The organism is Methylobacterium sp. CCH5-D2, assembly GCF_001556475.1.
Taxonomy (GTDB): domain Bacteria; phylum Pseudomonadota; class Alphaproteobacteria; order Rhizobiales; family Beijerinckiaceae; genus Methylobacterium; species Methylobacterium hispanicum.
In genome coordinates this window covers 1-8431 of the sequence record NZ_LSIX01000446.1, presented here as the reverse complement: position 1 = coordinate 8431, position 8431 = coordinate 1, and the positions used below count along the sequence as shown (strand labels likewise).

At 72.5% G+C, this 8431-nt stretch carries 9 protein-coding genes; 6 read left to right on the top strand and 3 right to left on the bottom strand.

Annotation, left to right across the window (positions count from 1 at the left end; translation table 11 throughout):
* Nucleotides 1–30 precede the first annotated feature (30 nt).
* The 5 genes from AX737_RS11465 (at nucleotide 31) to AX737_RS11445 (ending at nucleotide 5096) form a co-directional block, all read left to right on the top strand.
* Nucleotides 31–1185 (top strand): MFS transporter, encoded by a 1155-nt coding sequence (locus AX737_RS11465; RefSeq protein ID WP_245293428.1) that lies wholly within the window; start codon nucleotides 31–33, stop codon nucleotides 1183–1185.
* 85 nt (nucleotides 1186–1270) lie between these two features.
* On the top strand, nucleotides 1271–2422 hold the full coding sequence (locus AX737_RS11460; RefSeq protein WP_066921427.1) for an MlaE family lipid ABC transporter permease subunit: 1152 nt from the start codon (nucleotides 1271–1273) through the stop codon (nucleotides 2420–2422).
* Nucleotides 2423–2429: 7 nt separating this feature from the next.
* On the top strand, nucleotides 2430–3224 hold the full coding sequence (locus AX737_RS11455) for an ABC transporter ATP-binding protein (protein WP_238230547.1): 795 nt from the start codon (nucleotides 2430–2432) through the stop codon (nucleotides 3222–3224).
* A 69-nt stretch (nucleotides 3225–3293) separates the two neighbouring features.
* The gene (locus AX737_RS11450) at nucleotides 3294–4376 is read left to right on the top strand and encodes an MlaD family protein (RefSeq protein WP_066921417.1); all 1083 of its coding nucleotides are present in this window, start codon (nucleotides 3294–3296) and stop codon (nucleotides 4374–4376) included.
* Nucleotides 4377–4508: 132 nt separating this feature from the next.
* On the top strand, nucleotides 4509–5096 hold the full coding sequence (locus tag AX737_RS11445; RefSeq protein WP_066921415.1) for an ABC-type transport auxiliary lipoprotein family protein: 588 nt from the start codon (nucleotides 4509–4511) through the stop codon (nucleotides 5094–5096).
* A 25-nt stretch (nucleotides 5097–5121) separates the two neighbouring features.
* On the opposite strand, the gene AX737_RS11440 is transcribed toward AX737_RS11445, so the two are convergent.
* The 3 genes from AX737_RS11440 to thiE all read right to left on the bottom strand — a co-directional run bounded on the left by AX737_RS11440 (nucleotide 5122) and on the right by thiE (nucleotide 7319).
* Complete coding sequence (locus AX737_RS11440) at nucleotides 5122–5751, bottom strand: XRE family transcriptional regulator (RefSeq protein ID WP_066921425.1); 630 nt, start codon at nucleotides 5749–5751, stop codon at nucleotides 5122–5124.
* Between the two features lie 90 nt (nucleotides 5752–5841).
* Nucleotides 5842–6639, bottom strand: a complete 798-nt coding sequence (gene thiD / locus AX737_RS11435) for a bifunctional hydroxymethylpyrimidine kinase/phosphomethylpyrimidine kinase (RefSeq protein ID WP_066921412.1) — start codon at nucleotides 6637–6639, stop codon at nucleotides 5842–5844.
* A complete protein-coding gene (gene thiE, locus AX737_RS11430; RefSeq protein WP_066921411.1) occupies nucleotides 6636–7319 on the bottom strand; it encodes a thiamine phosphate synthase in 684 nt (227 codons plus the stop codon). Before thiE ends, thiD begins: the two co-directional genes overlap by 4 nt.
* Before the next feature lie 184 nt (nucleotides 7320–7503).
* Here thiE and AX737_RS11425 point away from each other — a divergent pair.
* A partial coding sequence (locus tag AX737_RS11425) for a hypothetical protein (RefSeq protein WP_245293427.1) occupies nucleotides 7504–8431 on the top strand: 928 nt, incomplete at its 3' end.

Genomic DNA, 8431 nt, shown 5'->3' with positions numbered 1-8431 from the left:
CCCGCCGAGACCGGCGCGCCGCGCCTCGCGCTGCTCTACGCCGTGGTCTTCGTCGAGATCGGCATCGCCATGCCGTTCATGCCGGTCTGGCTCGACGCGCTCGGTCTCGACCCGGCCGTGATCGGGCTGCTGCTCGCCCTGCCGATCGCCACCCGCATCGTCGCGACCGCGCCGCTGATGAGCCTGATCGACCGCGGCGTCGGCGCCCGCGCGCTGCTGCTCGCCGGGAGCCTCGGGCTGGCGCTGACCTACGGGCTGATGCCGGCGGCCGCGCCTCTGGGCTGGGGGCTGCTCGCCGCGCTGACGGTGCTGAACGCGGTGGCCGGCGCGCCGCTCGTGCCGAGCATCGACTACCTGACGCTGGCCGCCGTGCGCGCCCGGCCGCGGCTCGACTACGCCCGCATCCGCATGGCGGGCTCGGTGGCATTTCTCGTGGCCAACCTCGCGGGCGGCGCCCTGCTCGGCGGGCTCGGCGGGCAGGTCGCGGTGCCGCTTCTGCTCACCGGCCTCGCGCTCGTGGCCAGCGGCGTCGCCTACGCGAGCCGGGACGTGGCCCCCGCGCCCGCACGCGCGATCGGGGGCGCCCGGCCCCCTCTGCCGGGCCGTCTCTGGCTCTGCATCGGCGCGGCCGCCGCGATCCAGGCGAGCCATGCGGCGATCTACAGCTTCGGCAGCATCCACTGGACCGGCCAGGGCCTGTCGACCGCGACGGTGGGCGGCCTCTGGGGCGTCGGCGTGCTCTCGGAGATCCTGCTCTTCGCCCTGATCGGGCGCCTGCCCGGGCGCTGGCGCACGCCGTTCCGGCTGCTCGCCATGGGGGGGACCGCCGCGCTGGTGCGGTCGCTCGGGCTCTACGCCCTCGGCGACTGGCTGCCGGCCCTCGTCGCACTCCAGGCGCTGCACGGCTTCACGTTCGGGGCGACCCAGCTCGGCGCGATGGCGGCGGTTTCGGGCTTCGCGCCCGAGGGCGCCCGCGGCCGCGCCCAGGGGACGCTGAGCGCCGTGAACGCCACGGTCTCGGCCAGCGCCACGATCCTCACCGGCTTCGCCTATCGGGCCGGGGGCCCCCTCGCCTTCGCGTTGATGGCGCCGCTCGCGGTCGCCGGGCTCGCGCTCACGGCGATGGCCGCGCGTCGGCATGTGCGCCAGGGCACGCGCGGCCCAGGAATGAACACCGGAGCGTAACCCTAATCTCGTCATAACAGGGGCGCAGGAAGGGCGGCGTGATGAACACGAGAGCCCGAGGGGCAGCCAGCGGAGGCCGCGCGTGCTGAGCGTCGCACGGACCCGGAACGTCGAGGATGTCTCGGCCGCGCGCGTCTCGGACGTCGCGGACGGCCGCCTCGCGCTCGCCGGCCGCTGGACGGCCGACCGGGGTGCCTCCGTCGAGCTCGCGGTCCGGCGCATCGCCGAGGCGGCGGCCGGGCGCGCGGTCGTCGTCGATCTCGCGCCGATCGAGCGGCTGGACACGCTGGGCGCCTGGGTCCTGGAGCGGACGCGGGCCGAGATCGAGGCCGCGGGCGGGCGCCTGAGTTACGCGGGCGCCACGCCCGAGTACCGCATCCTGCTCGGCGAGATGTCGCTGCGCGAGCCGGAGGTAGGCGCGGGCGCGCCGATGGGCCGGATCCACGGCGCCCTCGACGGGCTCGGCCGGCGCGTGGTGGGCGCCGGCCAGGACCTCGTCACGGGCGTCGCCTTCCTGGGCGAGGTGGTGGCGGCCTGCGGGCGCGTCGCGGCCCGTCCGCGCAGCTTCCGCACCAGCGCCTTCGTCAACCAGGTCGAGCAGGTCGCCTTGAGCGGCGCGCCCATCATCGTGCTGATCTCGTTCCTCGTCGGCGGCATCGTCGCCCAGCAGGGCATCTTCCAGCTGCAGCGCTTCGGCGCGCAGACCTTCGTGGTCAACCTGATCGGCCTCCTGATCCTGCGCGAGCTCGGCGTGCTGCTCACCTCGATCATGGTGGCGGGCCGCTCCGGCTCGGCCTTCACCGCCGAGATCGGCTCGATGCGCATGCGCGAGGAGGTCGATGCGCTGCGCGTCATGGGCCTCGACCCGGTCGAGGTCCTGATCGTGCCGCGCATCCTGGCCCTCGTCGTCGGGCTGCCGATGCTGACGCTGATCGGCGCGCTCTCGGCGCTGCTCGGCGGCGGGCTGACGGCGATGCTTTATGGCGGGCTGACCGTCGACCAGTTCCTCGCCCGGCTTCAGGCGGCGGTTGGCCTGCACCACGTCTTCGTCGGCCTGATCAAGGCGCCCTTCATGGCCCTCGTCATCGGCATCATCGCGACGATCGAGGGCTTCGCCGTGGAGGGATCGGCCGAATCGCTCGGGCGCCACGTCACCGCCTCGGTGGTCAAGTCGATCTTCATGGTGATCGTGCTGGACGGCCTGTTCGCGGTCTTCTTCGCGGCCATCGATTTCTGAGGCGAGCGTGCAGGCGACCTCCCCACAGCCCGAGCCGATCATCAGCGTACGCGACCTCGTCGTGGGCTTTCGCGACCGCACGATCCTGAAGGGCCTCGACCTCGATATCCGCCGGGGCGAGATCATGGGCTTCGTCGGCCCCTCGGGCCAGGGCAAGTCGGTCCTCACCCGCACCATCCTGGGCCTCATCCCGAAGCGCTCCGGCACGATCCGGGTCTTCGGCCAGGACATGGACGGGATGAGCCTCGCCGAGCGCCGCCGTGTCGAGCAGCGGTGGGGCGTGCTGTTCCAGCACGGGGCGCTGTTCTCGGCGCTCACCGTCAAGCAGAACATCCAGGTGCCGATGCGGGAGCACCTGAACCTCTCCGAGCGCCTGCTCGACGAGTTCGCCCGGCTGAAGATCGAGATGGTCGGCCTGAAGCCCGAGGCCGCCGACAAGTACCCGTCGGAACTGTCGGGCGGCATGATCAAGCGCGCGGCGCTCGCCCGCTCGCTGGCGCTCGACCCCGAGATCCTGTTCCTCGACGAGCCGACCTCGGGCCTCGACCCGATCGGCGCGGGCGAGTTCGACGACCTCGTCGCGACGCTGAAGCGCACCCTCGGCCTCACCGTCTTCATGGTGACGCACGACCTCGACAGCCTCTACACCGCCTGCGACCGCATCGCGGCGCTCGGCGATGGCCAGATCATCGCGGCGGGGTCCATCGACCAGATGCTGGCCCACGACCACCCTTGGCTGCGCTCCTACTTCCACGGGAAGCGCGCCCGCGCGATCGTCACGGGGGGTGACGTCCATGTGTGATCCGATGAATGCCGCGCTTCGTGCGGCCCCGCACCGCGCCGTCCGCGACCTTCGGATGAAAGGCTGAGCATGGAGACGCGCGCGAACTACGCCCTCATCGGCGCCTTCACCCTCGCGGTGATCCTGGCCGGCTTCGGCTTCGTGTTCTGGCTCTCGGGCGGCTCCTCCCGTCAGGTCGCGCAGGGCGTGCGGATCGTGTTCTCGGGCAGCGTCGGCGGCCTGTCGCGCGGCTCCAGCGTGACCTTCAACGGCATCAAGGTCGGCGAGGTCACGGAGGTGAGCCTGCTGCCGCAGGACCCGCGGCGCGTGATCGCGCAGATCAAGGTCGAGCCCGCGACCCCCTTGCGCGCTGACACCCGTGCCCGCCTCGATTCGGCGATGCTGACCGGCGTCTCGGTGATCGCGCTCTCGGGCGGCAACGCCGACGCGCCCGCGCTGAAGCCCGGCCAGAACGGCGAGCCGCCGACGATCTTCGCCGATTCCTCCGATATCCAGGACATGATGGCGGCGGCCAAGCAGATCGCCCAGCGCGCCGACGACGTGCTCCAGCGCCTCGACAAGGTGGTGGCCGGCAACGAGGGCGCGATCAACCGCACGCTCGCCAACGTCGAGGCCTTCTCGAAGACGCTGGCCGATGCCGGTCCCTCGATCGCCGGCCTCGTCAAGGCGGTGGACGGCGAGCGCCTGAACCACGTCATCCAGAATGCCGACCGCTTCTCGGGCGCGCTCGCGAATGCCAGCCCCGACATCGAGGCCGGCCTGCACGACGCGCGGGCGCTGGCGGCCAAGCTGAGTGCCTCGGCCGATCGCATCGACGGCGTGCTGAAGGGCGCCGAGGGCTTCCTCGGCTCGGCCTCCGGCCAGCAGGGCTCCTCCACCTTCACGGAGGTGCGCGAGGCGGCGATCTCGGTGCGTGACGCGGGCCGCGCCTTCCGGACGCTATCGGAGAACCTCGACAAGCGCACCGCCAACATCGCGACGAGCTTCAACCGGCTCTCCGGCTCGGGCAGGCGCGAGGTCGAGGCCCTGTCCACGGACGGCCAGCGCACGCTCGGCGCCCTGAACCGCACGGTGAAGAGCCTCGAGCGCGACCCCTCGCAGGTCATCTTCGGTGGCAAGCCGTCGTTGCCCGAATACAACGGTGGCCGTTAGAGCCGGCCCGGTGCGGCCTCATGTGTCCGCACGCACGGCACCGGCGGTGAATCCGGGCCGTTATATGGCACAGCTTGCAGCCGGTGCGGCGCCCGTCCACAGGTGCCCCCGGTATCCCGCTAGGTAATCCGGATGACGCAGAACCTCCCGGCCCTCGCGCTGGCCGCCGCGCTGGTCGCGCCGCTCCTCGGCGGCTGCGGCGGCGGCGGCGCGCCGCTCACCTTCGATCTCGCCGCCCTCCCCCCTTCGGGCCGCCCCGCCATGGCGGGGCGCGCGATCGTGGTCGCCGAGCCCGTCGGGATCCAGCCCTTCGAATCCGACCGGATCATCGTGCGCGAGCCCGGCGGCTCCCTCTCGTTCCTCGGCGGCGGGCAGTGGGCCGACCGTCTGCCGCGCCTGATCCAGACGCGTCTCATCCAGAGCCTGGAGAATTCCGGCCGCCTGCGTTCGGTCAGCCGGCCGAGCGACAAGGTGGCGTCCGACTACCAGCTCATCAGCGAGATCCGCGCCTTCGACGTCTCCGCCGGCACCGGCGAAGCGGTGGTCGATCTCTCGGCCAAGCTGATCGCGGAAGGCACCGGCCGCGTCACCGCCGCCCGGGTCTTCACGGCGCGCGTGCCCGTCAAGGCGGTCAATGCCGGCAACGGCGCGGCGGCGCTCGACGCGGCGCTGGGGACTGTGCTCGCCGACGTGGTGCGCTGGGTGAATAGCGGGCGCTGAGCCCCGATCGAGAGGGGTGGGCCCCCTACTCCATCACCGCGGCCTTCATGATCACCACCATCGTGGCGCGGCCCTGCAACTCGCCGACGCAGCGGACCGTGTGCGGCCGGTCGCAGCGGTAGCGCAGGGTCTCGCCCGCTCGCGCAGTCTGCACGACGCCCGCGACCTCGACCTCGAACACGCCCTCGCGGACCGACAGCGACTCGACGGAGCCGCGCTGGTGCGGGTCGGAATCGAGCACGCCGCCGGGATCGGCCGAGACGTCGTACCATTGCAGCCACTCGATCGTTTTGACCCAGCCGATGATGGCGAGGCGCACCCGCCCGTCCTCCGAGACGAGGATCGGCGTGTCCGCTCGGGAGGCCTTCTCGATGAAGGGCTCCTCGTCGTTGGTCGCCAGCACCCGCTCGATCGAGACGTCCAGTGCCTGGCTCAGGCGCCAGATCGTGGCCAGCGTCGGGTTGGTTTCGTTGCGCTCGATCTGGCTGATGATCGATTTCGCCACGCCCGATTGCTCGGCGAGTTCCGAAAGCGAGAGGTTGTAGGCCTTGCGCAGCCGCTGGATCGTCTTGCCGAGCTGGCCCGACAGGGCCTGGGCGCCGGTGAGCAGGTCGCGCGTGCGACCCCGTTCGATCCGTTCCGCCTGTTCCTGCATGACCGCCGACAACCCGCACTTCGTTCCGTTCTTCGAACGAACGTACGATAGTTCAAACGTCCCCCCGGCGTCCAGGCGAGGGAGCCGGCCTCACCGCCACTGCGCGAAGAAGTGGTGGACCGGTCCGTGCCCGGCGCCGATCGCCAGCCGGTCGGCCGCCGCGATCGCGCCGCTCACGTAGGCCTTGGCCGCCTCGACCGCCTCCGGCAGGGCGAGCCCACGGGCGAGGCCGGCGGCGACCGCTGCGGACAGGGTGCAGCCGGTGCCGTGTGTGTTGCGCGTGGGCGCGCGCGGCGCGGAGAAGCGCCGGATGCCGGCCTGCGTCACCAGAAGATCGACGCTCTCGCTGCCCCCGGCATGGCCGCCCTTGATCAGGACCGCCCGCGCGCCGAGTCCGACGAGCCGCCGGCCCTGTGCTTCCGCCTCCGCCTCGCTCTTCGCCACGGGCTCGTCGAGGAGGGCTGCGGCCTCAGGCAGGTTCGGGGTGATCAGGTCGGCCCGGGGCATGAGGGTGCTCCGGAGCGCCGCCGCCGCGTCGTCGCCGACGAGCCGGTCGCCGCTCGTGGCCACCATCACCGGATCGAGGACGACCGGGATCGCGGCGGCGTGGCGCGCGAGCGCGTCCGCTACCGCGTCGATCACGCGCGCGCGCGCGAGCATGCCGATCTTCACGGCGGCGACCGCGAGGTCGGAGAAGACGCTGTCGCACTGGGCCCCGACGAAATCCGGCGGCACGTCGTGGATCGCCTGGACGCCCAGCGTGTTCTGGGCGGTCAGCGCAGTGATCACGCTGGCGCCGTAGACGCCGAGCGCCGAGAAGGTCTTGAGGTCGGCCTGGATGCCGGCACCGCCGCCGGAATCCGAGCCCGCGATGGTGAGGGCGATCATCGCGCGCCCCGCTCGGCGAGTGCCACGTCCACGCGGGCGCGCAGGTCCCGCGCGCGGCCCTCGACCGCCTCGGCGCCGAACAGCGCCGAGATCACCGCGATGCCGTCGGCCCCCGCCGCGATCACCGCGGCCGCGTTGCTCGAATCGATCCCCGCGATGGCGCCGAGCGGGAAGGCGGCCCCCCGGGCAAGGCGACCGCGGAAGACGATGCGCGTGAGTCCTTCGAGGCCGACCGGCGGATCGGGATTGTCCTTGCTGCCAGTCGCGAAGACGCCGCCGATGCAGGCGTAATCGACCGGGAGACGGTAGAGTTCGTCCGCCTGCGCGGCGGTCTTCAGGGTGAGGCCGACGATGGCGCCCGCGCCGAGGAGCGCCCGCGCGTCGGACGGGTGCATGTCGCTCTGGCCGAGGTGCACGCCCTCGGCGCCCGCCGCGAGCGCCAGATCGACCCGGTCGTTGACGAGGAGCGGCACACGGCCGCCGAGCGCCGCCCGGATCGCGCGGATCCGCGCCAGGGCGGCCCGAGCGTCCGGGATATCCTTCTCGCGGTACTGGAGCAGGGTACAGCCGCCCGCCGCGGCGGCGGCCGCCATAGCGGCCAGTCGCGCGCCGTCGCCGCCGCAGACGCCGACGTCGAGAAGCCCGTAGAGTCTCAGATCGACGGGGGGGCTGACGTGCATCGCGGCCTTCCTGCGGGCTGGCTGTGGGAAACGTGCGGGACCCGGCCGCCCGGCACCCTCGGGCGGTTTGGTTCGCGCGGGAGCGCTTTGCAAGGCTGGCCCTGCGCTTTGTTGACGCCACCCGGCAAAGTACGGCTAAGAGCTTCGCAGGTCTCGCCCTGCGCGTTCCCTGTCGATGTCGAGCATGTCCGGAGTCGAGAGCGTACGGTTCACGGAGGGGCGCGAGCCTCCCCGCACGGTGGAGAACCCCTCCTCCGTCGGCCTCGTCGCGGTGATCGTCGCGGCGACCGAGGGCGAGCCGCGCGCCCTGACCGTCCGGGTGCCCGGACAGGCGCCGGGGCGCGGCGACGGCCTGCCCGCCGGTCCGCTCGTCTCCGAACACGCCACACTGGAGCGCGGCCTGCGCGCCTGGGTCGAGCGGCAGACGCACCAGCGCCTCGGCTATGTCGAGCAGCTCTACACCTTCGGCGACCGCGACCGCTCAGGCGACGGCGGCGGCGGCATGCACTCGCTCTCCGTCGCCTACCTCGCCCTGGTGCGCGAGGAGCGCCCGGCAGGGCTCGCCGAGGCGGCGTGGCAGAACTGGTACCGCTACCTTCCCTACGAGGATTTCCGCCGCAGCCGCCCGCCGCAACTCGACGCGATCGCGGCGCGACTCGAGGCCTGGGCCGCGGAGCCGGCCGAGGCGAAGCTGCGCCGCCTGCGCGCCGACCGGCTCGGGCTCACCTTCGGGCTCGGCGGCGGCACCTGGAGCGACGAGCGGGTTCTGGAGCGCTACGAATTGCTGTTCGAGGCCGGGCTGATTCCGGAGGCTCAGGGCAATGCGGGCCAGGCGCAGCCGAACGACCCGACGGGGGTGCCGATGGCCTTCGATCACCGCCGGGTCCTCGCCACCGCGATCGGGCGGATGCGCGGCAAGATCAAGTACCGCCCGGTCGTGTTCGAGTTGATGCCGCCGGCCTTCACCCTGCTCCAGCTTCAGCGCACGGTCGAGGCACTGGCCGGCACGCCGCTGCACAAGCAGAACTTCCGCCGCCTCGTGGCGCAGCAGGGGCTGGTCGAGGAGACGGAGGACGTCACCAGCGGAACGGCGGGCCGGCCAGTGCCTCGAC